21 protein-coding genes are annotated in these 23,571 nt (G+C 60.2%); 15 read left to right on the top strand and 6 right to left on the bottom strand.

All coding sequences use genetic code 11. From position 1 onward, the window contains the following. Positions 1–3 precede the first annotated feature (3 nt). From QMZ18_RS05755 to QMZ18_RS05765, 3 genes are all read right to left on the bottom strand, one after another. Positions 4–981 carry an ABC transporter permease gene (locus tag QMZ18_RS05755; protein WP_282605269.1) on the bottom strand — a complete coding sequence of 326 codons (978 nt, stop codon included), beginning with the start codon at positions 979–981 and terminating at the stop codon, positions 4–6. 91 nt (positions 982–1,072) lie between these two features. Continuing rightward, positions 1,073–2,656, bottom strand: a complete 1,584-nt coding sequence (locus QMZ18_RS05760; RefSeq protein ID WP_282605270.1) for an ABC transporter substrate-binding protein — start codon at positions 2,654–2,656, stop codon at positions 1,073–1,075. Between the two features lie 159 nt (positions 2,657–2,815). After that, entirely contained in the window at positions 2,816–3,745 is a 930-nt protein-coding gene (locus QMZ18_RS05765; RefSeq protein ID WP_282605271.1) for a LysR family transcriptional regulator, read from the bottom strand. Between the two features lie 140 nt (positions 3,746–3,885). Here QMZ18_RS05765 and QMZ18_RS05770 point away from each other — a divergent pair, with 140 nt between their 5' ends. From QMZ18_RS05770 to QMZ18_RS05840, 15 genes are all read left to right on the top strand, one after another. Further along, entirely contained in the window at positions 3,886–5,529 is a 1,644-nt protein-coding gene (locus QMZ18_RS05770; RefSeq protein ID WP_322097136.1) for an amidohydrolase, read from the top strand. Continuing rightward, the gene (locus QMZ18_RS05775; protein ID WP_282605272.1) at positions 5,487–6,521 is read left to right on the top strand and encodes a GTP-binding protein; all 1,035 of its coding nucleotides are present in this window, start codon (positions 5,487–5,489) and stop codon (positions 6,519–6,521) included. The genes QMZ18_RS05770 and QMZ18_RS05775 overlap by 43 nt, the downstream gene beginning before the upstream one ends. Before the next feature lie 138 nt (positions 6,522–6,659). Further along, positions 6,660–8,951: a bifunctional salicylyl-CoA 5-hydroxylase/oxidoreductase gene (locus QMZ18_RS05780; protein WP_282605273.1), complete on the top strand. Its 2,292-nt coding sequence runs from the start codon at positions 6,660–6,662 to the stop codon at positions 8,949–8,951. Beyond that, on the top strand, positions 8,952–9,719 hold the full coding sequence (locus tag QMZ18_RS05785; protein WP_322097137.1) for an SDR family NAD(P)-dependent oxidoreductase: 768 nt from the start codon (positions 8,952–8,954) through the stop codon (positions 9,717–9,719). Then, on the top strand, positions 9,716–10,204 hold the full coding sequence (locus QMZ18_RS05790; protein ID WP_282605274.1) for a MarR family winged helix-turn-helix transcriptional regulator: 489 nt from the start codon (positions 9,716–9,718) through the stop codon (positions 10,202–10,204). The genes QMZ18_RS05785 and QMZ18_RS05790 overlap by 4 nt, the downstream gene beginning before the upstream one ends. Positions 10,205–10,216: 12 nt before the next feature. Next, complete coding sequence (locus QMZ18_RS05795; protein WP_282605275.1) at positions 10,217–11,020, top strand: enoyl-CoA hydratase family protein; 804 nt, start codon at positions 10,217–10,219, stop codon at positions 11,018–11,020. Between the two features lie 3 nt (positions 11,021–11,023). Further along, complete coding sequence (locus tag QMZ18_RS05800) at positions 11,024–12,211, top strand: acyl-CoA dehydrogenase family protein (RefSeq protein ID WP_282605276.1); 1,188 nt, start codon at positions 11,024–11,026, stop codon at positions 12,209–12,211. 2 nt (positions 12,212–12,213) lie between these two features. Further along, entirely contained in the window at positions 12,214–13,848 is a 1,635-nt protein-coding gene (locus QMZ18_RS05805; protein ID WP_282605277.1) for a benzoate-CoA ligase family protein, read from the top strand. Positions 13,849–13,866: 18 nt separating this feature from the next. Next, on the top strand, positions 13,867–15,021 hold the full coding sequence (locus QMZ18_RS05810; RefSeq protein ID WP_282605278.1) for an ABC transporter substrate-binding protein: 1,155 nt from the start codon (positions 13,867–13,869) through the stop codon (positions 15,019–15,021). 74 nt (positions 15,022–15,095) lie between these two features. Then, positions 15,096–16,016 carry a branched-chain amino acid ABC transporter permease gene (locus tag QMZ18_RS05815; RefSeq protein WP_282605279.1) on the top strand — a complete coding sequence of 307 codons (921 nt, stop codon included), beginning with the start codon at positions 15,096–15,098 and terminating at the stop codon, positions 16,014–16,016. 1 nt (position 16,017) lies between these two features. Then, on the top strand, positions 16,018–16,998 hold the full coding sequence (locus QMZ18_RS05820; protein ID WP_282605280.1) for a branched-chain amino acid ABC transporter permease: 981 nt from the start codon (positions 16,018–16,020) through the stop codon (positions 16,996–16,998). After that, the gene (locus QMZ18_RS05825) at positions 16,991–17,734 is read left to right on the top strand and encodes an ABC transporter ATP-binding protein (RefSeq protein WP_282605281.1); all 744 of its coding nucleotides are present in this window, start codon (positions 16,991–16,993) and stop codon (positions 17,732–17,734) included. The genes QMZ18_RS05820 and QMZ18_RS05825 overlap by 8 nt, the downstream gene beginning before the upstream one ends. 2 nt (positions 17,735–17,736) lie before the next feature. Continuing rightward, positions 17,737–18,423, top strand: a complete 687-nt coding sequence (locus QMZ18_RS05830; protein WP_322097138.1) for an ABC transporter ATP-binding protein — start codon at positions 17,737–17,739, stop codon at positions 18,421–18,423. Positions 18,424–18,425: 2 nt separating this feature from the next. Further along, positions 18,426–18,848 (top strand): thioesterase family protein, encoded by a 423-nt coding sequence (locus tag QMZ18_RS05835; protein ID WP_282605283.1) that lies wholly within the window; start codon positions 18,426–18,428, stop codon positions 18,846–18,848. 24 nt (positions 18,849–18,872) lie between these two features. Further along, positions 18,873–19,268, top strand: a complete 396-nt coding sequence (locus QMZ18_RS05840; RefSeq protein ID WP_282605284.1) for a RidA family protein — start codon at positions 18,873–18,875, stop codon at positions 19,266–19,268. A gap of 55 nt (positions 19,269–19,323) precedes the next feature. On the opposite strand, the gene QMZ18_RS05845 is transcribed toward QMZ18_RS05840, so the two are convergent. Genes QMZ18_RS05845 through QMZ18_RS05855 form a run of 3 tightly spaced genes read right to left on the bottom strand, consistent with a single transcriptional unit; the run spans position 19,324 to position 23,568 of the window. Next, a complete protein-coding gene (locus tag QMZ18_RS05845; RefSeq protein ID WP_282605285.1) occupies positions 19,324–20,502 on the bottom strand; it encodes a M20 family metallopeptidase in 1,179 nt (392 codons plus the stop codon). Positions 20,503–20,517: 15 nt separating this feature from the next. Beyond that, the gene (gene ggt, locus QMZ18_RS05850) at positions 20,518–22,128 is read right to left on the bottom strand and encodes a gamma-glutamyltransferase (RefSeq protein WP_282605286.1); all 1,611 of its coding nucleotides are present in this window, start codon (positions 22,126–22,128) and stop codon (positions 20,518–20,520) included. Between the two features lie 12 nt (positions 22,129–22,140). After that, positions 22,141–23,568, bottom strand: a complete 1,428-nt coding sequence (locus QMZ18_RS05855; RefSeq protein WP_282605287.1) for an amidase — start codon at positions 23,566–23,568, stop codon at positions 22,141–22,143. Positions 23,569–23,571: the final 3 nt, after the last annotated feature.

The raw sequence follows: 23,571 nt of genomic DNA on the forward strand, positions 1-23,571 counted from the left end.
GACCTACCCCGAAGTCCGGATGCGCGGGTCGACGACGCGATAGAGGAAGTCGGTCACGATATTCATGATGATCACGATCAGGGAGGAGAAGAACAGGATCCCTAGGACAGTCGGATAGTCGCGGGCCAGAATCGACTGGAACGCCAGGGTGCCCAGGCCGGGCCAGTTAAAGACGGTCTCCACCAGCACAGCGCCGGAGACGATGCTGCCGAACTGCAGCCCGGCGATCGTGACCACCGGCAGGATGGCATTGCGCAGGGCATGCTTGCCGAAGACGCTGCGCTCCGGCACGCCCTTCGCCCTGGCGGTGCGGACGTAGTCGGACCCCAGGACTTCGAGCATGCTGGCACGGGTCAGGCGGCTGTACTGGGCGAGAAAGACGATCCCGAGGGTGAAGGCGGGCAGTACCAGATGGTGTGCAACATCGAGGATATGCCTGAAGGTTCCGCCCTCCAGCGTGATATCGCGCATGTTCGAGATCGGAAAGATCGGAAAGACCCAGGCCAGCAGGATGATCAGCATGATCCCGGTCCAGAAAATCGGCGCTGAGTAACCGACGATCGAAAGTACGGTAACGACATTGCTGACGATGCCGCGCGGGTTGCGCGAGGCGATAACACCCAGCAGAGTGCCCATCCCGATGGCAAAGAGCAGAGCCGTGGTGACCAGCAGGAGGGTCGGGCCGATGCGGTCCAGGATCAGGCTGGTGACCGAGGCATTGTAGAAAAACGACTGCCCGAAATCGCCCTGAAGAGTTTTGCCAAGGTAGACGCCGAGCTGTTCGTGCAGCGGCCGGTCAAGGCCGTAGGCCTTTCGGATTGAGGCCATGACCTCTTCGGTCGCCCCGCCCATTTCGCCCGCAATGACCTCCGCCGGATCCCCGGGTGCCAGATGGATCAGCAGGAAATTGAGAATCAGGACAGCGAAAACCAGGATTGCAGCGTAGATCAGGCGCCGCGCAAGCATGCTCAGGATTTGCATTCCGGTCGCCCCGTTCCCTGCGTTGGTTCTTTATTGGGAGGCAGAAGGCCCCCTCCAGCGTGGCTGGAGAGGGCGGAAAGTGCAAGGAAGGTTACTTCGCTTTGTACACCTCATCCAGGGGCGCCATGGTTCCCCAGATGCTGATCGGTGCGTTACCGATCTTATTGCTGTAGGCGGTGTGGTAGGGCAGCGTGTTGATGAAGGCGATCGGGACCTCGTCGACGATGATGGACTGGGCGTCGCGATAGAGCGCAGCGCGTTTGTCCGCATCGGATTCCACACCAGCCTGGGCCAGGATCCCGTCGACCTTTTCGTTGCAGTAGCTCTGGGTGTTCGACCAGATTACGCCTTCGCGGATGTTGTCGCAGAGATATGTGCGGTGGACGCCAATCACGGGGTCGCCCCAGTTGAAGACGATGTCCATGGTCATGTCGAATTCGTGCCCGGAGACGCGTTTCGCCCAGGTTGGGAAGTCAGGTGCCGCTCGGACCTCGACTGCGATGCCGATCTTCTTGAGTTGGGGCTTCAGGTATTCGGCGATCGCCTTCTGCTGCTCATTGGGGCCGGGAATGTAATCGACCTTCAGAGTAAAACGCGTTCCGTCGCCGTTTTTGGCGTGGCCGGCTTCGTCAAGCAAAGCATTCGCCTTGTCGAGATCCAGGTCGTACTTCTGCACGTCAGGGGCATAAAAGGGGCTTCCCGGCACGACCGGACCGCTCGCGCGCTCAGAAAAGCCGCCGTGCAGGGCTTTAACAATGAAGTTCTTGTCGATGGCATAAGCGATGGCCTGACGGACCCGCTTGTCACTCAGGAACTCGTTTTTGGTGTTGAACGCCAGCCAATTGACCGGTCCGACCGCGGCATAGCCCTGGTTTGTGACCTCGAGATTCGCGTTCTTTTTGAGACGCCCGATATCGCGCGTGTTGGTGACGAAGGGGAACATATCCACTTCGCCCTTGTCGACGGCCAGGGCGAGGCTGTTGGAATCTTTGTAGTGCTTAATAATGATCCGGTCCAGATAGGGCCGGCCCTCGATGAAGTAATCTGGATTGCGCTCCAGAATCACATGTTCGCCGGGCTTGAATTCAACGATTTTGAAGGGCCCGGCGCCGACCGGCATGTTGTTGGCCGGATGGGACTTGGGATCCTGGCCGTCGCCGTAGACGTGCTTGGGCAGGATTGGCAGCAGCGCCGAGGACATGGCAAGCAGGGCCGCCGGATGGGCGCGCGCAAAATGGATAACCGCGGTGTTGGCGTTGGGTGTCTCGACCTTTTCGACCGGTGAGAACATGGATTTAAAGGGGTGGTTGTCCTTCACGGTCTGAACGGAGAATGCAACGTCTTCCGAGGTCACCGGCTTGCCATCGTGGAATTTTGCGTTCTTGCGCAAATTGAGCGTTATGCTCAGGCCGTCGTCAGAGACAGACCAGCTTTCAGCAAGGTAGGGCTGCGGCTGCCAGTTTTCGTCAAACCGCAGGGGCGTTGCAAAAACCTGGGTGCCCGGTACGGCTGTGGCGGTCCCTGATTGGACGGCAGGATTCAGGTGTCGCGGTTTTTGGGTCATGCCGATGACGAGTGTGCCACCCTTGACGGCTTCGGCGGCTTCCACGGCAGATGCCGCGACCAGGCTTGCCATCACGGCAGCGGCCATCGCTAAGGTTTTGAATTTACGCATTTTGCTCCCCGTTTTTTTGTTGAGCGTTGCCGCTTCGTCTTTTGCGTGCGGTCCGAATGCCCTGTCTGCTTTCAAGATAGGTCTCGGTCAAACATTTGGATAATCTATTTTATCACATTTAACCCTCAAGAAATTCGACTAATAGAGTGAATCTCTGTGTTAAATCGACTCGACAATGAGCGCATCGAAGACACCGCGGGCGTGGAGCTCCTCGCAGGTGCGGATCAGCGCTTTTTCCACCCTGGTTACGGATGCGAAGTTCGGATGAACGATGCCGAACTCGGTTGTTTGGTGCTCCGAAGAAAGCGGAATGCGCACAAGGTCGCCGACGACATAGGTCTGCTTTCGAAGCGGCTTAATGTTGAAGATGGCGTAACCGAGGCCGGATGCGACCAGACTGCGCACCATTTCTGACGAACGCGATGAATAGGCAATCCGGGGCGTCAGGCCGCGCGCGGCAAAGAGGCCGAGCATGTAGCTGCGCGTGCGGTCGAGGTTAAGCAGGACCATGGGTTCTTCGGCCAGCTCTTCCAGTGACAGAAGTTTTCGCGTGGCGAGCGGGTGGTCCGCCGGCAAGGCCACATGGGGTGGGGCGGCGAAGAGCCTGCGAAAAGCAAAGTCGATGGGAACCTGTTCCCGGTAGGTCAGCGCGAGATCGACCTTTTTGTTGAAGATATAGTCCAGGACTTCCTTGGTATCGCCTTCGTGTATCTGCATCGTCAGATTTGGATAGCTTTCCGACAGAGATTTGATAATTGGCGGTAGAACAAGCGGTGCGGTCGGCGTGAAGCAGCCGAGCCGGATCGGCCCCTCGATGGATTCTGTTTCCCCCGAAATGGCCGTATCGAAGGCGTTGTGTGAATCAAATAGCTTTCGGGTGTGATTCACGAAGTTCCGGCCGAAGGGTGTCAGTTCGAGGCCTTTCGCCGGCAGCCGACGGAAGAGCTTATGGCCGGTCTCGCCTTCTATGGCATCAATCGCAGTCGAAATCGAGGAGGGGGAAATTTTCAGCTCCGCCGCACTGTTGCTAATCGACTGGAACCGGGCGGCCGCCTCGACGTATTGCAGCTGTTTGAGTGTATAGTGCATCCGATAAATCTAAATTCTTGAGGAATATCTCTAGAATAAAGCATTTTTCGAAGGAATGCGCGGACGCTAGATTCTTAAATCTCGCAAGCCACGGTGGACGGATGTCCGGCGGTCGCACGAACAGAGGCAGGGGGAAACCGGTGCAGACAGTTGTCTATTCAGCTAAGAAGATCATTACCATGGCCGCGAATCGGCCGGAAGCAACCCATGTCGCCGTGCGTGACGGACGGATTCTGGCTGTTGGCTCTTTGGAGGAGGTCTCTGGTTGGGCCGCACCTGGCGGAGGAGATTGCCGGCTGGACGAAACATTCGCCGATAAGGTTCTATTGCCGGGCTTCGTCGAAGGCCACGCTCACATGATGGCAGGCGGCATTTGGCAATTTACCTATGTGGGTTATCAGGACCGCACCTCACCTGATGGTGAGCTTTGGCAGGGTTTGGAAGACATCGACGCGGTCATCGCGCGGTTGCGCCAGATCGATGCCGAACTCGAACCCGATGCTCCGTTGATTGCCTGGGGCTTCGATCCGATCTTTCTGACGGCCAGCCGCCTTAACCGTTTCGATCTGGATCAGGTGTGCGACAGCCGGCCTATCGCAGTGATGCACTCCAATTTCCATCTGATGACCGTGAACTCGCGCGCACTAGATATGGCGCAGTACGATCGCAACAGCAATGTGATGGGCGTTGACCGTGGCGAAGACGGCGAACCGACCGGCGAGCTGCACGAAATGGCGGCGATGTTCCCTGTCATGCGAAGGCTTGGGGTTGATTTTCGTTCCCTGGCCCGCACGGAAGGCGGCATACGGGATTACGGTAAGGTCTGTCATCGTTGTGGTGTGACCACGGCGACTGACCTGATTAATGATCTGCCGCTTGAGGATGTCGAGGTTATCTCTTCAATCACGGAGGAAGAGAGCTATCCCGCCCGATTGGTTCCCGTTCTCAACGCCCACACCGCGCCGGCGGACGAGATCGCGGCGCAGGCGCTCAAGCTGCGCGGCAAATCGACTGACAAGATGCGTTTGGGGTCCATCAAGATCATCACCGACGGCTCGATTCAGGGCTTCACGGCGCGCATGCGCTGGCCCGGTTACTACAAGGGACCTGATCACGGCATCTGGAACATTCCGCCCGAGCAGTTGATGACGACTATCGAGACCCTAAATGCGGCCGGCGTGCACATGCATATTCACGTTAACGGTGACGAGGCCTCCGAGGTGACCATCGAGGGCGTTGCACGCGCGCTGACAAAGAATCCGAACCCCGACCACCGTCATGTTCTGCAGCATTGCCAACTGGCTGATGCGGCACAGTTCCGGCGGATACGGAATCTCGGGCTCTGCGTGAACCTCTTTGCCAATCATCTCTATTACTTCGGCGACAAGCACTACGAACTGACGGTGGGACCGGAACGTGCCGAGCGCATCGATGCCTGTGCAACCGCCTTGGCGGAGGGTGTGCCGCTCGCTATCCATTCGGACGCACCGGTTACGCCCATGGGGCCGTTGTTTACGGCCTGGTGTGCCGTAAATCGCCTTACGGCTTCAGGTCGGGTGCTGGGTGAGTCGGAGCGCATCTCGGTCGAAGAGGCTTTACGGGCGGTCACGCTGGGACCTGCTTATACCTTGCACCTTGACAGCGAGATCGGTTCGATCGAAGTCGGAAAGAAGGCTGATTTTGCGGTCCTGGACGATGATCCTCTGAGCGTTGATCCCGCTACGCTCAAAGATATCGGTCTTTGGGGGACGGTTCTGGGCGGGCGACTGCAGCCGATTTCCTGAACTTGGCCCTGGATATGAATCTACCCGACCAACCTCTATCTCCTGACCCGCATTTGCCCCGCGACCAACGTCTGCCCTTGACTGTCATTACGGGTTATCTCGGTGCGGGAAAGACGACGCTGGTCAATCATATGCTGCGGCATGCTGATGGCCGGCGGATCATGGTGATGGTGAATGACTTCGGTGATATCGCGATTGATGCGAGTCTGATCCAGTCGCAGAAGGGCGACACCCTTACGCTCTCCAATGGCTGTATCTGTTGTTCCATGGGCGGTGATCTCTTTTACGCCTTGTCGGACGCTCTGGACCGGCAGCCGCGTCCCGATCATCTGGTGATCGAAGCGAGCGGCGTCGCCGATCCAATGCGCATTTCGGAAATCGCCCGTGCCGAGCCCGACTTGCGCCTGGATGCGACCATTGCCTTGGTCGATGCTGCCGGCTTCGAGGCTTCGATTGGGGATGTGCATATCGGCACGTCGGTCGCTCGACAGCTTACGGCTTCCGATCTGATTGTGATCAATAAAAGCGACTTGCTGCCTTCCGAAGATCTTCTGAAGCTCCAGGACAGGATCGCGGCTCTCGCCCCCGAAGCCCGTCAGGTGTCGTCGCGCTTCGGGCAGGTCCCGCTTGAGTTGCTGCTTGGGCAGTGTTCGCTTCAGAACCTGAAGGACATGGAGAAGCCTTGCGAAGGTCATGATCACCCGCATGACCATGAGGAGCTATATCTTCGCTGGTCGATGATGGCCGATCTGCGGTTCGACAAGCAGGATCTTGCGGCGCGACTGGACCGGCTCCCCGCTGGCCTGTTGCGCCTGAAGGGTTTCGTCCGTCTGAAGGGAGAGGCCGATTGGGTTTCGGTCCAGGTGGTCGGGCAGCGTGTTGATCTCGACCTCCTTGCAAAACCGCCCGGCGGTCTCGAACGATCGGTCCTGGTCGCCATCGGCGTAAGGGGTCGCTTGGACGTCGCCGCACTGGATCGCCTTTTCACCTGAATCTGCTTCACAGGTGCCTCTTCGCTCGAAGATGCACATTTTCGCGAACAGGGTATTTCATATATAAATATTTTATACTTGAAATATATATCGGGCTGACGCATAGTTGCTTTAAGGTTAAAGGAAAAGGAGAGTCTGATGCGCGTTGCCTGTCTTGGAGGCGGACCGGCCGGACTTTACTTCGCGATCAGCATGAAGCTTCGCGACCCTGCGCATGAGGTCGTCGTGATCGAGCGCAACCGGCCATGCGACACCTTTGGCTGGGGCGTGGTGCTCTCGGACGAAACGCTCGATAACTGCAAGCGCAACGATCCCATCAGCGCCAAGGTCATCCGCGAGAACTTCGCCTATTGGGACGACATCGCGACCCATTACCGGGGCGAAAAGATTGTCTCCGGCGGCCATGGCTTCTGCGGGATCGGGCGCAGAAAGCTGCTTAACATTCTGCAGGACCGGGCGCGGGAGCTGGACATCGAACTGCGGTTCGAGACCGAATTCGACTCGACGGAAGATTTTGCCGACTATGATCTGATCGTCGCGTCCGACGGCCTGAATTCCAAGGTTCGCAATGAGCATGCTGAGGCTTTCAAGCCCGATGTGGACGTGCGGGCCTGCAAGTTCGTCTGGTTGGGCACGCACCAGAAGTTCGACGATGCCTTCACCTTCATCTTCGAGGAAACCGAACACGGCTGGATCTGGGTTCACGCCTATCAGTTCGACGATGAGACCGCGACCTTCATCGTGGAATGCGCCGAAGACACCTGGCTGAACTTCGGCTTCGACAAGATGAGCCAGGAAGAGACCATCGCTGTCTGCGAGAAGGTCTTCGCCAAGTACCTGGACGGTCATGCGCTGATGTCCAACGCAAAGCATCTGCGTGGTTCCGCCTGGTTGAATTTTCCGCGCGTACTCTGCGAAAAGTGGTCGCACAATAATATCGTTCTGATGGGCGATGCGGCGGCGACCGCGCACTTTTCCATTGGCTCGGGCAGTAAGCTGGCCATGGAAAGCGCGATCGATCTGGCCGAGCGCCTGCACAGCGACATTTCCATGGAAGAAGCCTTCGCCCAATATGAGGATGAGCGCCGACTGGAGGTGCTGCGCTTGCAGAGCGCGGCGCGCAATTCGCTGGAGTGGTTCGAGGAGATCGATCGCTATCTGGACTTGGCACCGACGCAGTTTGCCTATTCGCTGCTCACCCGCTCCCAGCGCATCAGCCACGAGAACCTGCGCCTGCGCGACCAGGCCTGGCTCGAGGATGCGGAGAAATGGTTTGAAGGCCGGTCGACGGGTCAGGCACCACAGGCCCCGCGGCCGCCCATGTTCACGCCCTTCCGTATCCGTGGGCTGGAGTTGGAAAACCGGATCGTGGTTTCGCCCATGGCCCAGTACTCGGCCAAGGACGGTACGCCGGGTGACTGGCATTTCGTGCACTACACCAGCCGGGCGCTTGGCGGTGCGGGTCTGGTCTATGCTGAGATGACCTGTGTCTCGCCCGAAGGGCGGATTACACCGGGATGTCCGGGGCTTTATGACCCGGAACATGAGATAGCCTGGAAACGCATCGTCGATTTCGCTCATACCGAAACACCGGCCAAGATGGCCATGCAGCTCGGCCATTCCGGCCCCAAGGGATCGACCCAATTGGGTTGGGAAGAGATGGACGCGCCTCTGACGGTGGAGAACTGGGAGACCCTGGCGCCGTCTCCCGTTGCCTGGTCGGAAAAGAATGCCGCGCCGCGCGAAATGACTCGCGCGGACATGGACAAGGTGCGGGATGATTTCGTGTCTTCGGCGGAGATGGCCGAACGCTGTGGCTTCGACCTTCTCGAACTGCACTTCGCCCATGGTTATCTGCTTTCCGCCTTCATTACGCCCCTGACCAATCACCGGCGTGACGAATACGGCGGGTCGCTGGAAAACCGCCTGCGGTTTCCGCTCGAGGTCTTTCATGCCGTACGGGCGGTCTGGCCCGATGCGAAGCCGATCTCCGTGCGTATCTCGGCCAACGATTGGGTCGGCGAAGAAGGTGTGACACCTCAGGAGGCGGTGGAGATTGCACGCAGCCTCAAGGATGCAGGAGTCGATATCATCGACGTTTCGGCGGGTCAGACCTCAAAGAAGGCACAGCCGGTCTACGGCCGTATGTTCCAGACGCCCTTCTCCGACCGCATCCGCAATGAAGCCGGCATTGCGACCATGGCGGTCGGAAATATCTACGAGCCGGACCACGTGAACTCGATCCTGATGGCAGGACGCGCGGATCTCTGTTGTCTCGCGCGCCCTCATCTGACCAATCCCTATTGGACACTGCATGCGGCGGCACAGCTTGGTTATGACCGGGCCGACTGGCCCAAGCAGTACCATGCAGGGCGCGATCAGCTACAACGCTTGGCCGCACGCAACGACGCCACGGCAATGAAAGTCTAGGTGGTGGAAAGTCTCTCGGGAAAACATGCTTTGATCACCGGCGGCGGGACCGGTGTCGGCGCGGCAATTGCCCACAGGCTGGCAGTTGCGGGTGCGAGCGTGACTCTGGCGGGACGCCGGCGCGAACCTCTGGAAGAAACGGCCGCCACGATACCCGGCGCTGCCGTGGTTCAGGCGGACGTGACGGATGAGTCGGCGGTGGCCGATTTGTTCGTAGCGGCCCGCGCGGCTCATGGTCCCATTGAGCTACTGGTGGCAAACGCGGGCGCTGCCGAATCTGCGCCCCTCAAGAATACCAGTCTTGCACAGTGGGATCGGATGCTTGCGGTAAACCTCACGGGCAGCTTCCTTTGCGCGCGCGAAGCCGCGACCGACATGCTCAAGACCGGCCAGGGACGCATCGTCTTTGTCAGCAGCACCGCCGGGCTGAAGGGATACCCTTACGTTGCGGCCTACTGTGCCGCGAAGCACGGCGTGGTCGGTCTGACACGCGCCCTGGCGAGCGAATTGGCGAAGACGGGCGTCACAGTAAACGCCGTCTGTCCTGGTTTTGTCGAGACACCTCTGCTGGCAGACTCCATTGCCAAGATCGTGGAGAAAACCGGGCGCGATGAGACCGAGGCACGCAATTCTCTGATGACTGCCAACCCTCAGGGCCGTTTCGTGCAGCCCGACGAGGTCGCTGGAACGGTTTTCTGGCTTTGTGGTACCGGATCCGCTGCCGTTACGGGACAGGCGATTTCTGTTTCCGGAGGAGAAGTGACATGACGCGGGAACGCCGGGCACCATCGACGCTTGTCGTGCCGAAAACAGCACCACTCAGCAAGCAGCGTTTGCGCTTGTGGCTGCGGCTGTTGCGGGCCACCCGTTTCGTCGAGGGCGAACTGCGCGAGCGCCTGCGCAAAGATTACGACGCCACACTGCCCCGTTTCGATGTTCTGGCGGCGCTTTACCGCTGCCAGGACGGCATGACCATGACCGAGCTATCGCGGTTTCTGATGGTCTCGAATGGAAACGTTACCGGGATCGTCGACCGGCTGGTGCAGGAAGGTCTGGTCGTGCGGGTCCCGGACGAGAACGACCGGCGGGCAACCTTTGTGCGTTTGACGCCGAAAGGTGTCACAGCATTCGGTGAGATGGCAGAGGCCCACGAAGGCTGGGTCGACGGTTTGCTCTCCGATATCTCCGCCAAGGAAGCGGCGGAGTTGATCACCCTGCTCAGCCGCTTCAATGAGAACAAAGGGAGTCGATGAAGGATGCCCTCGATGAAGGACTTTACACCTCATCACTTTAACTGGCGGATGGAAGACAGCGTTGGCGTAATATCGCTGGACCGTCCAGACCGAAAGAACCCGCTGACCTTTGAATCCTATGCCGAATTGCGCGATCTCTTTCGCGATCTGGTGTACGCCGATGATGTGAAGGCCGTGGTCTTTGCCTCCAATGGCGGAAATTTCTGCTCTGGTGGCGACGTGAAGGATATTATTGGACCCTTGCTTGACCGAGACATGAAGGGCCTGTTGGAGTTCACCCGTATGACCGGGGACCTGGTCAAGGCGATCAGGGCCTGCCCGCAGCCGGTTATCGCGGCCGTCGACGGCGTCTGTGTCGGGGCCGGGGCTATGATCGCGCTCTTTTCGGATCTTCGCCTTGGGACGCCGGATGCCAGGACCGCATTTCTGTTCACCCGCGTTGGTCTGGCGGGCTGCGACATGGGGGCCTGTGCGATGCTGCCGCGTGTAATTGGACAGGGGCGCGCCGCGGAGTTGCTTTACAGTGGCCGTTCCATGTCGGCGGAAGAAGGCGAGCGCTGGGGGTTCTTCAATCGCCTGGTTGACGGCGACAACCTGGAAAGTGAGGCGGTCGCACTGGCGCAGCGCCTGGCCGCGGGACCGATCTTTGGCAACATGATGACCAAGACCATGCTGAATCAGGAATGGTCTATGACCCTGGATCAGGCCATCGAAGCGGAAGCGCAGGCTCAGGCGATCTGCATGCAGACCCGGGATTTCAAACGTGCGCACGACGCCTTTATAGAAAAGCAGAAACCGGTTTTCGAGGGCGATTGAGTCATGGTTGACAAAAGCTTCCTCACCTGGCCGTTCTTTGAGGACAGACACCGTACGCTGGCGGCGGAGCTCGATACCTGGGCCGCCGAGAATCTTTCCAGCCTGGACCACGGCGATACTGATGCAACCTGCCGGAAACTTGTGGCGATGCTGGGCCGGGATGGCTGGCTGACGCATTCGGCACCGGATCCCGCCAATCCGGGCTCCATCATCGATGTGCGGACGCTGTGTTTGATCCGCGAAACGCTGGGCCGCCATGACGGTTTGGCTGACTTTGCCTTTGCCATGCAGGGTTTGGGCGCGGGCGCCATCTCGCTGTTCGGCAGCGATGCGCAGCGGGTGGCCTGGTTGCCGCGCACGCGGGCCGGCGATGCGATTGCCGCCTTTGCGCTCTCCGAGCCGCGGTCCGGCTCCGACGTGGCGAATATCGAGATGACGGCCACGAAGGATGGCGACGGTTATCTGCTCGATGGTGAGAAGACCTGGATATCCAACGGTGGGATTGCCGATCTCTACGTGGTCTTCGCCCGGACCGGCGATGCGCCGGGCGCACGCGGTCTTTCCGCCTTTATCGTTCCGGGAGATTCGGCCGGACTGGAGATTGTCGAGCGGATCGACGTGATTGCCCCGCATCCTCTGGCCAGGTTGAAGTTTGATGGCTGTCGTGTGCCTGCCACCGCCATGATCGGCGCGTCGGGACAGGGCTTCAAAATAGCCATGAGCGTGCTTGACGTCTTCCGTTCCACGGTTGGTGCGGCGGCTCTTGGTTTTGCCCGCCGGGCATTGGGCGAGGCGCTCATACGCGCGGCCAACCGCGAACTCTTCGGGGCACCGCTCGCCGAACTTCAACTTGTACAAGGGCAGTTGGCGGAAATGGCCGTCGACGTTGATGCGTCTGCCCTGCTGATTTACCGGGCGGCCTGGACCAAGGACAAGGGCGCGCCAAGAGTGACGCGCGAAGCGGCGATGGCCAAACTCTACGCCACCGAAGCGGCCCAGTCGGTGATCGACAAGGCGGTGCAGATTCATGGCGGTGACGGTGTGCGTTGCGGGCAAATCGTCGAATCGCTCTACCGCGAAATCCGTGCTTTGCGCATCTACGAAGGCGCGTCGGAAGTACAGAAGGTGGTGATCGCCCGTCAGGCACTGGCCGAGGCTGCGGTCGATGCGAAAGCTGCTGGAGGAGGCTGACCATGCTGGGTCCGTCCGCGCATAAGGACACTTTTAGCCGGGATCACCTGCCGGGCTTGGAAGACTGGCCGGAGATCCTGCTCGACCGGCCGGAATTTCAGTATCCCGAACACACCAATGCGGCGGTCGAGTTGACTGACGGTTTGGTTGCGAAGGGTTTGGGCGACCGCGTTGCCCTCCAGGGTAACGGCGAAAGCCTGACCTATGGTGAACTGACGGCTGAGAGCAATCGGATCGCCCACGTTCTGATCGAGGAAATGGGATTGGAACCGGGCAACCGGATCCTGATCCGATCGGCCAACAATCCGCGTATGGTAGCTGCCTGGTTGGGCGCGACCAAGGCCGGAGCCGTGGTGGTCAACACTATGCCCATGCTGCGCGCCGGTGAACTGACCAAGATCGTCGACAAGGCGGAGGTTGGTTTTGCTCTCTGTGATCGGCGGCTGATCGAGGAATTGGAAAGCTGCGCGGCATCCAGCACGTATCTCCGCAAAGTCATGACGTTCGACGGTACCGAGGAACGGCAGGGCGAGTTGGAACAGCTCATGGTTTCGAAGTCCGCGGCCTTCGAAGCGGTGCCGACCGGCCGGGATGATGTCGCGCTGCTGGGTTTCACCTCAGGCAGCACCGGCGTGCCCAAGGCGACAATGCACTTTCACCGGGACATCCTGGCGATTGCCGACAGTTATGCCGCTTCGGTTCTGGCGCCGACGCCGGACGACGCCTTCATTGGTTCGCCGCCCCTTGCCTTTACCTTCGGGCTTGGCGGTTTGGCCGTCTTTCCTCTGCGGTTCGGCGCGACCGCGATCCTGGTTGAGGACGGGCGGCCGCCCAAGCTGTTGGCCGCCGTGAAGGAACACGGTGCGACCATCTGTTTTACCGCACCGACAGCCTATCGCGTGATGATGGGGGAGGTCGCCGATGGAAGAGGCGATCTTTCTTCCCTCCGGCTTGCGGTCTCCGCAGGCGAAACACTGCCCAAGGCGACCTATGACGCCTGGACCGACGCGACCGCCGTTCCGATTCTGGACGGTATCGGCGCGACCGAGATGCTGCACATCTTTATCAGCAACTGGCCGGACGATATCCGGCCCGGCGCGACCGGCAAGCCGGTGCCGGGCTACCAAGCCATGATTGTCGATGATGAGATGAAGCCGCTTGCTGCCGGTGAAGTCGGCAAGCTGGCGGTCCGTGGCCCGACCGGCTGCCGTTACCTCGGTGGCGACCGCCAAAAATCCTACGTGCGCGATGGCTGGAACCTGACCGGCGACGCCTTCAGCCAGGACGCGGACGGCTACTTCCACTTCGCTGCGCGGTCAGACGATATGATCGTGTCTTCCGGTTACAACATCGCAGGCCCGGAGGTTGAAGACGCACTGCTGGCGCACGCTGATGTGGCCGAATGCGCGGTGATCGGCGCCGAAGACCCAGATCGTGGAACCATCGTGCAGGCCCATGTGGTTCTGCGCGAAGGCGTTGACGGCGACGCCGCGCTCGTGAAGCATTTGCAGGATCATGTGAAGTCGGTGATCGCACCCTACAAGTATCCGCGATCCATCGTCTTCACCGATGCGCTGCCGAAAACACCAACGGGAAAGGTGCAGCGCTTTAAACTAAAAGCGAACGAACAGGGATAGAAACGGGAGACAAAGGCAATGAATAAGAAGCTTATCGCGCTGGCAGTTGCAGCCAGTGTTTCCATGCCAGCCATGGCACAGGCGGAGAATGTTAAAATCGGCATGATCACCACGCTTTCGGGCGGTGGCTCCAGCCTCGGGATCGACATCCGCGACGGTTTTGCGCTCGCTGTGAAGCAGGGCGGCGGTAAACTCGGCGGCCAGGACATCGAAGTGATGATCGAGGACGACGCTCGCAAGCCGGATAAGGCCAAGCAGATCGCCGACAAGTTCATCAAGCGCGACAAGGTCGACATCCTGACCGGTATCGTCTGGTCAAACCTGGCACTCGCCGTTGTGCCCTCGGCGGTCAAGGGCGGTGTCTTCTATATCAGCCCCAACGCCGGGCCTTCGCAGCTGGCCGGCAAGCTCTGCAACGAGAACTACTTCAACGTTGCCTGGCAGAACGACAACCTGCACGAAGCCATGGGCGAATACGTCTCGAGCCAGGGGATGAAGAATGCCTATATTCTGGCGCCGAACTATCCTGCGGGTAAGGATTCTCTGGCGGGCTTCAAGCGCTTCTACAAAGGAGAACTGGCCGGTGAAACCTTCACCAAGCTCGGCCAGAAAGACTACGCCGCCGAGTTGGCTGCGATCCGCGAAGCCAAGCCGGATTCAATCTTCTTCTTCCTGCCCGGCGGCATGGGCATCGCCTTCATGAAGCAATACGCCCAGTCGGGGATCGAGGCACCAGTCTTTGGCCCGGCCTTTTCCTTCGACCAAGGCATCTTAAAGGCGGTCGGCGATGCGGCATTGGGAGTTAAGAACTCCTCTCAGTGGAACAAGGACATCGACAATGCGGCCAACAAGGTTTTCGTGGCCGACTTCCAGGCGGAATACGGCCGTTTGCCGTCGCTTTACGCCAGCCAGGGATACGATGCGGCACGGCTGATCGCCTCGGCCTTGAAGAAAGCCGGCGGTATCGGCGATGCGGCGGCCTTCCGCGCTGCTCTGAAAGTGGCTGAATTCGAGTCCGTGCGCGGCGCGTTCAAGTTCGGACCGAACAACCATCCGATCCAGGATATCTACGTGCGCGAAGTGGTGAAGGAAGGCGACGTGCTGACCAACAAGATCGTCGGGGTCGGCCTCAAAGACCACTCGGATGCCTACGCATCCCAGTGCGCGATGTAACTGAAAAGAAGGCGGGCCGCGTGAGGATCTGCGCGGCCCTACCTCTGCCCAATCGCGCGTAAGGGAATGCGTTGATGTCTGCTGCCTTCATCTTTGAGCAGCTCCTGAATAGTCTGCAGCTTGGTGTCATGCTTTTCGTCATGGCGGCGGGACTGACGCTTGTGTTCGGTGTCATGGGCCTAATCAATCTGGCTCACGGCTCGCTCTACATGGTGGGCGCGTTCTTTTGCGCCTGGGTGGCAGGCGAGACCGGATCTTTCTGGGTCGGTCTTGGCGCTGGTCTGGTTGCGGCGGCGGCGGCGGGCGCAATGGTCGAGATGCTGGTGATGCGGCGCCTTTACGACAGGGATCACTTGGATCAGGTGCTGGCGACTTTCAGCCTGATCCTGATTTTCAACGAGGGCACGCGCTGGGTCTTCGGGGCACAGCCGCTCTATCTGGATATTCCTTCTGCACTCGCGACGTCGGTGCCTCTACCGGGCGGCGGGGGCTATCCCCTCTACCGGTTGGTGATCATCGCTTTCGGCATCGCCACGGCGGCCGGGCTCTATCTGCTGATCTCGCGCACGCGCCTCGGCATGCAGATCCGCGCCGGCGAGTCCGATCGCGAAATGATCGGCGCGCTCGGGGTCGACATCAACACGCTCTACACCCTGGTTTTCGCGATCGGTGCCATGTTGGCGGGGCTGGCCGGCGCGCTGGTCGGCGCCTTGCAATCGGTCGAAGTCGGCATGGGAGAGCCGGTGCTGATCCTGGCCTTTGTGGTGATCGTGATCGGCGGCATCGGTTCGATCAAGGGCGCCCTGATCGGCGCGATTCTGGTCGGCCTGGTCGATACGTTGGGGCGCGCCTTCCTGCACAAGCTCTTTGCACTGGCCCTGCCGCCCGCCGAGGCCAATGGCTACGGCGCCGCGCTGGCGTCCATGGCGATCTATCTGCTGATGGCCACGGTTCTGGCCTGGCGGCCCAAGGGACTGTTCCCGGTCAATGGTTGAAATGAGCAGAGAAAATCTTTTCAACGCGGCGATTGCCGGGCTCCTGCTGGCCCTGCCACTCGGTGCCTGGGCCTTGGGTGAGAGCTACTACATTTCCGTGGCCTCCCGCGTTGCGATCCTGGCACTGGCGGGGGTCGGGCTAAACCTCGCGCTTGGCTTCGGCGGTATGGTGAGCTTCGGTCATGCAGCCTTCTTCGGCCTGGGCGGTTATGCTGCGGGAGTTTTGTCGCATCACGCCTTCGAGGGCTCCGCCTTTCTGAACTGGCCACTGACCATTGACGGCAGTGATTCGACACTCACGCTGTGGTTTGCCGCCCTCCTGGTGAGCGGTCTTGTGGCGGCGGTCATCGGCGCCATCAGCCTCAGGACGTCAGGCGTCTACTTCATCATGATCACCCTGGCTTTTGCCCAGATGATCTTTTATCTCGCGGTTTCGCTGCCGACTTACGGCGGAGAGGACGGCCTGCCGCTCTATTTGCGCAGCAGCCTGCCGGGGCTCGATCTGTCCGACGATCTGACGTTCTTCTTTGTCTGTTACGGCCTGTTACTGTTGGCCATCTTTCTTTCTCTGCGCCTTGTCGGTTCACGCTTCGGTGCGGCCCTTCAATGCGCCCGACAGAACGAAACGCGTCTCTCCGCGATCGGGATCGCGCCCTATCCGGTTAAGCTGACGGCGTTCGTTTTCTCGGCCATGATCACCGGGCTGGCGGGCGCGCTCTTCGTCGAACTGAACGGCTTTGTCAGTCCGTCCATTCTCTCCTGGCACCTGTCTGGGGAGATCATGATTTTTGTCATCCTCGGTGGCGTTGGGCGCTTTTACGGGCCCATCGTCGGAGCCGCACTTTTCATCGTGCTCGAGACCGTGATCGGCGGCTATACGGAGCGCTGGCAGCTGTTCCTGGGTGTCATCCTGCTGGGCGTTGTTCTTTTCGCTCGGGGCGGCGTGATCGGCCTGTTGGCCGGGAAGGCGCGCCATGACTGAACCGCTCCTAGTTCTGGACGGCCTGCAGAAATCTTTCGGCGCGCTCCGGGCCACGGACGACGTATCGCTATCGGTCGATGCGGGCAGCATCCATGCGCTCATCGGTCCGAACGGTGCGGGCAAGTCGACGCTGATCGGCCAGATCGCGGGCGCCCTGCGGCCCGACGCCGGAAAAATAGCGTTTATGGCCAGGGATGTGACGGGTCTCTCTGTGCCGCAGCGGGCTCAGCTGGGCCTGGGACGCACGTTTCAGGTCTCATCGCTGGCCATGGAATTTTCTGCCCTGCGCAATGTCATGCTGGCCGTGCAGGCGCGCAAGCGCTCGACCTTCCGCTTCTGGCGCCCGGTGCGTGGTGACCGGGATCTGACCGATCCGGCCATGTTGCAGCTTGAACGGGTCGGGCTGGCCGAGCGTGCGCAGCTCCCGGTGACCGCGCTGTCCCATGGTGAACGGCGTCAACTGGAATTGGCCGTGGCGCTGGCGCTGGAGCCGAAAGTCTTGCTGCTCGACGAACCCATGGCAGGGTTGGGCGGTGAGGACTCGCAGCGTATGACAGAAGTGCTCGGCAATCTGCGGCAGGAAGCGGCGATGCTGTTGGTCGAACACGACATGGACGCCGTCTTCACCCTGGCGGATGAAATCTCGGTGCTGGTCTACGGCCGGATCATTGCCTCTGGCTCTGTCGCTGACATCCGGGCTTCACAAGAAGTCCGCGATGCCTACCTGGGGGAATGAGCATGCTGAAGGTTGAAGGCATCGAGACGTTTTACGGCCCCAGTCAGGCTTTGTTCGGGGTTGATCTAGCGGTTGGCGAAGGCGAGATGGTGGCGTTGCTGGGCCGCAACGGGATGGGCAAGACCACAACGATCCGCTCGATCTGCCGCCTGACTCCACCTGCTGCCGGACGCGTTGTGTTCGATGATCAGGACCTCGCCGGCCGCAAGGCCTTCCGGGTGGCGCGATTGGGACTTGGTCTGGTGCCGGAAGGGCGCCGTGTCTTTCCAACCCTCAGCGTTCAGGAAAATCTGGTTGCGACGTCCCGTAGTGGAGACTGGAGTCTGCAAAGGGTCTATGATCTTTTTCCGCGTCTCGGCGAGCGGGCCGAGCAGTCCGCGCGCACTCTTTCCGGCGGCGAGCAGCAGATGCTGGCCATTGGCCGGGCGCTGATGACCAATCCGAAACTGCTGATCTTGGACGAGGCGACCGAGGGGCTGGCGCCCTTGATCCGGGAGGAGATCTGGGCGGCGATCAAGGCGTTAAAACAGGAGGGCCTGTCGATCCTGATCGTCGATAAGAATTTGAAAGACCTCTTGCCGCTTGCCTCTTCCTGCGTCGTGTTGGAAAAGGGCCGTTCCGTCTGGCAGGGGTCTCCCGACTCTCTTGCCGCCGACGAAGAGCTGCAAAACCGATATCTGGGAGTCTGAACTTGGCTGCATTCGAAACCCGCCAGAAGGTCATGTTTCAGCACTGCGATCCCGCGGGCATCGTGTTCTATCCGCGCTATGTGGAGATGATCAATGCGGTGGTGGAGGAGTGGTTCGAATGTGGCCTGGACCTGCCATTCTCGGAGCTGGTGGTCGAACGCGGCGAAGGGGTTCCGACCGCGCATCTTGAGGTCTCCTTTAAAGCCCCGAGCAGATTGGGCGAAGAGCTGCTGCTTTCATTGGCCGTGACGAAGCTGGGCAGCAGCAGCGTGATTTGCACGGTCGACGCGCTTTGCCGGGACGAGTTGCGCTTCACCAGCAGCGTGACACTGGTACACATCGACGGCAAGCGCATGAAATCGGAACCCTGGCCCGCCGATCTGCGCGCGCGCATCCAGTCCTACATCTCTCAACCCGCTGCGTGACGCGGGCAACCCATAGGTACAGCCATGCATGAAGTCCTTCACCCCGAGAACTGGAAAACGCCCAGCGGTTACGCCAACGGCATCGCCGCCAGCGGGCGCACGATCTTCGTCGGCGGTCAGATCGGTTGGAACGGCGACCAGGTATTTGAGTCGGACGATTTCGTCGATCAGGTCGAGATGGTGTTGCGCAACATCCTGGCCGTTCTCCACGAGGCCGATGCAGGTCCGGAGCATCTGGTGCGTCTGACCTGGTACATCACGGACAAACGCGAATACCTCTCGCGCCTGCGGGACGTGGGGGCGGTATACCGGACAGTCTTTGGCAAGAACTTCCCTGCAATGGCCATGGTTCAGGTCGCCGATCTGATCGAAGACCGGGCCAAGGTGGAGATCGAGGCGACGGCGGTGATTCCCGTGTAAGTTGGGCTCTTGAAGGCGTCGGCCCACTAGCAGTCCGATGTAATCTGAAAAGTCCCTAACTCGCCGCACCCATGCGCAGGATCGTCAGCGCCAGGGCTTGAGCGCGCGGCACGATGCTGTCGACTTCCATGTATTCCTCCGGGCTGTGTACCTTGCCGCCGACTGGTCCCAGGCCACAGATAGTGGGCGCGCCAAGTACCGACGCCAGTCCTGAATCAGCGCAGCCGCCAGAGAATTCCCCTTCCATGGTCAGTCCGACATCCCGGCCGCTGCTGAGGTAGTTTTCGATCAGCTGCTCGCCCTCTGCCGATTGGGTCAGAGGATGGAATTCGCCCAGGATCGTCAGCACCGACGAGGTGCCCGCAACCGAATTGTTTTCCGCAATACCTGTGATGGCTTTGACGATCTCTTCGCGCCGCGCCGGATCCTTGTAGCGCAGATCTATGTCACAAGAGGCCAAGGGTGCGACTGTGTTGACCGACTGACCGCCTGAGATCAGGCCGACGTTCAAGGTATGCCCCGCGTCGTAGTCGGTGAGGGCATGCCAGGCCTGGATCTTGCGCGCCAGTTCCTCGATAGCACTGATGCCGTCTTGATGATTGGCACCCGAATGGGCTGCCTTGCCGGTCACTTCGCAGCGAAAAAAGATCCCGCCCTTACGGCCGGTGACGATGTTGCCTGTCGGCCGGCCGGGTTCGGAATTGAAGACCGCACGAGCCTTGCTTGCCTCCGCCTTGATCACCTTCTTGGATTCAGGCGATCCGATCTCCTCGTCTCCAGTGAAGAGCGCGATCAGAGGTGCGGGCGCGCCGCCCAGCTTCGCGAAGGCCGAGAGGATGAAGGCGTTCATCACCAGTCCGGCTTTCATATCCGCGACGCCAGGACCGTAGGCGATGCCGTCCTTGATGGTAAAGGGTCTACGTTCGGTCTCGCCTTTTGGAAAGACCGTATCCCTGTGACCCATCAGCAGGATGGGCTGATTACTACCTGTGCCAGCGGTGGGTAGGGTCGCGCGAACTGCGTCGCCGTGATCCTCCAACGGAATGATATCGCAGGTAATGCCTTCACGCTCGAAGAAGGCTGCGATGGCGGCTCCCGCAGCGTCGACGCCCGACTTGTCATAGCTGCCGCTGTCGATGTTTACCAGCTCCTCTAGGAAGGCGATCATCTCGTCTTCGTGTTTTGCGAGCCAGTCGGTGAAGGCGGCTTCCTGCGCTGTCTTCGTTGCTACCATTGGTTCATTACATCCTTAAACTGCAAGTGCCACACCATCGCGCGCTGGGTCGGCTCCTCCATCCCAGCCGGCTTCCGTCTTGCGCAGCGCGTGCACGCCGGCAAAGTGATAGCCCAGAGGCGATCGCCTGACCGGGTAGCCCCGGGCCTTGAGTTCTCGCTCCGTGCGGCGCGTAATGCGGTTGGTGATGTCGATGGTGTCCGAAGTAGTGCAGAAGCGCGGCGCGGAGACCGCTTCCTGGGCGTTCATGCCGAAATCGACGACATTTAGAATGGCTTGCAGGACACCCATGGTGATGAAGGTGCCGCCCGGAGCACCGACCACGAAGAAGGGTTCGTCACCTTTGAAAACCATCGTCGGGGCCATGGCGGTAAACCGCGACTTGCCCGGTGCAAGCGATCCGGTGTTGCCTGGCCGAGGATCAAAGACCGACATGCAGCCGTTGTACATAAATCCCAACCCCGGCGTGACCACACCCGAGGGCATGCCCAGGGAATGAGTCATGGCAACGCAGTTGCCGTATTCGTCGGCGACGGAAATATGTGTCGTATCTGTGGATTCCTTGCCGCCGCTGTTGAGGCGCGGAACGGAGGTCTTTTCGCCTGAACGGATCTTTGCGGCCATTTCTCTGGCGTAGGTTTTGGAGATCAGGCGGTCTACGGGGATTTCGACGAAGCGCGGGTCGCCGACCGAACGATCCTTGTCGGCGGTGGCGATCTTCATGGCTTCGGAGACGGTCGCGATGTAGTCAGGCGAATCGTGTCCCATGGCTGCGAGATCGAAGTTTTCGAGAATGTTGAGCATCTCGAGCACCATGATGCCGCCACCCGGTGGGTTGTTGGTTGCGATCTTGTGGCCGCGGTATTCACCCCAAAGGGGCGCAACCTCATTGACGGCGACCGAACGTAAGTCATCGTGCGTCAGATAGCCGTCGTTGGCTTCCATGTCGGAAACGATTCGCTCGGCGATCGTGCCCTGATAAAAGGACTCCACACCCTCCGCCGCGATCTGGCGATAGGTTGCCGCCATATCGGGATTCCTGAGAATCTCTCCCGGCTTCCGAAGCTTGCCGTCGTCCTTCACATAGATGCGCCTCGCCTCGGGGTGCTTGGTTACCCGGTCGCCATGCGGCGCCCGGCCTCCACCTTCCACCAGATTCCAGAAATAGCTGACGTGCGGCCGCACCATGAAACCTTCTTCGGCGTAAGCAATGGCCGGCTCCATCAGGTCACTCAAGGTCATGGTGCCGAATTTTGTCAGGGCTTCGTCATAGGCTTTCAGGCTCATGGGTGTGGTGACTGCACCATATCCGACGTCGTTGACATGGCCTTCCAGAATAAATCCGAAACCGTCCTCCGCCTCACCCAGTATGCGGTCCTGCCACATCTCCGGTGTAACCTTGGAGGGCGCGCGGCCATGAAAGTCGAGGCAGGTATGGATACCTTGGTCCGGCAGGTAGAGTTGCATTGAACCGAAGCCTGCAATGCCGCACATCTGTGGATCGACCACGGTCTGCACCAGTGCGGTCGCAATGGCGGCGTCTATAGCATTGCCGCCCCTTTCCAGCGCCTCGGTGCCTGCCTCGACGGCTTCGGGTTGCGGCGCGCTGACGATACCGTGAGTCATCTGGCCTACCTTTTAGAATTTTGTGAGATCGGGAACCGGACGCCGGGTCTCGGCGTTTTGGTCCAGGACCTGCTCCAGGCTGTAGGCAACCTGAAGGACCAACTCGTCGGAACCGTTGGGGCCGACCACCTGAATGCCGAAAGGCATGCCGTGCTCGTCGAGGCCGCAAGGTAGAACGCAGGCGGCCGGCAGGGCCATGGTCAGGCCGTAGGTGATCGCCAGCCAACGCATGTAGGTCGGCATGGCTTCCCCGTTGATCTCCTCCACGAAGAGCTGAGAGTGGGGGAACGGCGAGACCGATGCAGCCGGGCAGATCAGCACGTCGGCGTCTTCGAAAAAGCGATCGAACTCGTAATAGATTTTGGTCTGTACGTTGTGCGCCCAGGCCACGTCCGGCAGGGAATAGGCCATGCCGCGTTCGGTGTTGTCGATCACGTTGGGGCCGAGAAGATCGCGTTGATTCTCCAAGCGCTCGCGGTGCGCGCCCACGAAGTTCACGCCGCGCAGAATCTCAAAGCATTCGTGCACGTCGGTCAGATCAGGATCGCGCGCCTCGGCTTCGGCAAAGACACCGCCGAATGCCTTGGTCCGGGCGGCGAAGGTGGCGCGAATGCCGTTGTCGACCGGTGCACAGCCCAGATCGGCGGAGAAGGCAGCCCGGACCGATCCGAGGTCGACACCAGACAGGCTTTCAGGCAGACGCAGGCCATCGTCGCTGGAGAAGGGGTCGCGTTTGTCGCTGTCGAGTTGCGCCAGCAGCAGAAGGTAGGTATCGGACACCGTCCTGCCCATGGGGCCGAGCACCGCAAAGGGATTGAGTGAAACCGGGCGCCCGGTGGCTGGCACCAAACCGGGTGAGGGGCGGTAGCCGGTGACGCCGCAGAAAGCCGCTGGCGTACGCAGGCTGCCGCCATAGTCGGAACCGGTGGCCAGCGGCAGCATGCCGGCGGCCAGTGCAGAGGCTGAGCCGCCGGACGAACCGGCGCAGGTCTTGACCGTATCGAAAGGATTGCCGGTCGGCCCGTAGACTTTGTTGGTGGTGTTGGCGCCCGCACCGAACTCCGGCGTATTTGTCTTGGCGAGAATGTTGGCACCCGCCGCCCGGACGTTGGCAACCATATCACCGTCTACGTCCGGGACATGATTTTCGTAGATCAGCGATCCCCAGGTGGTCCGCAGTCCGGCGGTGACATCCAGATCCTTGATGCCGATTGGCAGACCGTGCAGCAGGCCCAGATCCTCGCCGGTCATAACTGCGTCTTCTGCGGCTTTGGCTTCGGCCTTGGCAGTATCGGCGTCCATGGCAACCAGTGCATTGATGGCGCTGTTGGTCCGCTCGATGCGATTGAGGCAGCTGTCAAGCAGCTCGACGGGCGAAAGCTGCTTGTTGCCGATCATTTGCCGCGCTTCGACGGCAGAGAGGTCACAGGCTTCAGTCATGTT

Origin of the sequence: Pelagibius sp. Alg239-R121, from assembly GCF_947331435.1 — a bacterium.
GTDB lineage: Bacteria > Pseudomonadota > Alphaproteobacteria > Kiloniellales > Kiloniellaceae > Denitrobaculum.

Excerpts from the sequence above, each read along its gene's own strand:
- QMZ18_RS05855 (WP_282605287.1), bottom strand. The coding sequence starts at position 23,568 with ATGACTGAAGCCTGTGACCTCTCTGCCGTCGAAGCGCGGCAAATGATC.
- QMZ18_RS05810 (WP_282605278.1), top strand. The coding sequence starts at position 13,867 with ATGAATAAGAAGCTTATCGCGCTGGCAGTTGCAGCCAGTGTTTCCATG.
- QMZ18_RS05825 (WP_282605281.1), top strand. The coding sequence starts at position 16,991 with ATGACTGAACCGCTCCTAGTTCTGGACGGCCTGCAGAAATCTTTCGGC.
- QMZ18_RS05815 (WP_282605279.1), top strand. The coding sequence starts at position 15,096 with ATGTCTGCTGCCTTCATCTTTGAGCAGCTCCTGAATAGTCTGCAGCTT.
- QMZ18_RS05840 (WP_282605284.1), top strand. The coding sequence starts at position 18,873 with ATGCATGAAGTCCTTCACCCCGAGAACTGGAAAACGCCCAGCGGTTAC.
- QMZ18_RS05755 (WP_282605269.1), bottom strand. The coding sequence starts at position 981 with ATGCAAATCCTGAGCATGCTTGCGCGGCGCCTGATCTACGCTGCAATC.
- QMZ18_RS05795 (WP_282605275.1), top strand. The coding sequence starts at position 10,217 with ATGAAGGACTTTACACCTCATCACTTTAACTGGCGGATGGAAGACAGC.
- QMZ18_RS05830 (WP_322097138.1), top strand. The coding sequence starts at position 17,737 with ATGCTGAAGGTTGAAGGCATCGAGACGTTTTACGGCCCCAGTCAGGCT.
- QMZ18_RS05765 (WP_282605271.1), bottom strand. The coding sequence starts at position 3,745 with ATGCACTATACACTCAAACAGCTGCAATACGTCGAGGCGGCCGCCCGG.
- QMZ18_RS05820 (WP_282605280.1), top strand. The coding sequence starts at position 16,018 with ATGAGCAGAGAAAATCTTTTCAACGCGGCGATTGCCGGGCTCCTGCTG.
- QMZ18_RS05845 (WP_282605285.1), bottom strand. The coding sequence starts at position 20,502 with ATGGTAGCAACGAAGACAGCGCAGGAAGCCGCCTTCACCGACTGGCTC.
- QMZ18_RS05760 (WP_282605270.1), bottom strand. The coding sequence starts at position 2,656 with ATGCGTAAATTCAAAACCTTAGCGATGGCCGCTGCCGTGATGGCAAGC.
- ggt (WP_282605286.1), bottom strand. The coding sequence starts at position 22,128 with ATGACTCACGGTATCGTCAGCGCGCCGCAACCCGAAGCCGTCGAGGCA.
- QMZ18_RS05780 (WP_282605273.1), top strand. The coding sequence starts at position 6,660 with ATGCGCGTTGCCTGTCTTGGAGGCGGACCGGCCGGACTTTACTTCGCG.
- QMZ18_RS05790 (WP_282605274.1), top strand. The coding sequence starts at position 9,716 with ATGACGCGGGAACGCCGGGCACCATCGACGCTTGTCGTGCCGAAAACA.
- QMZ18_RS05805 (WP_282605277.1), top strand. The coding sequence starts at position 12,214 with ATGCTGGGTCCGTCCGCGCATAAGGACACTTTTAGCCGGGATCACCTG.
- QMZ18_RS05800 (WP_282605276.1), top strand. The coding sequence starts at position 11,024 with ATGGTTGACAAAAGCTTCCTCACCTGGCCGTTCTTTGAGGACAGACAC.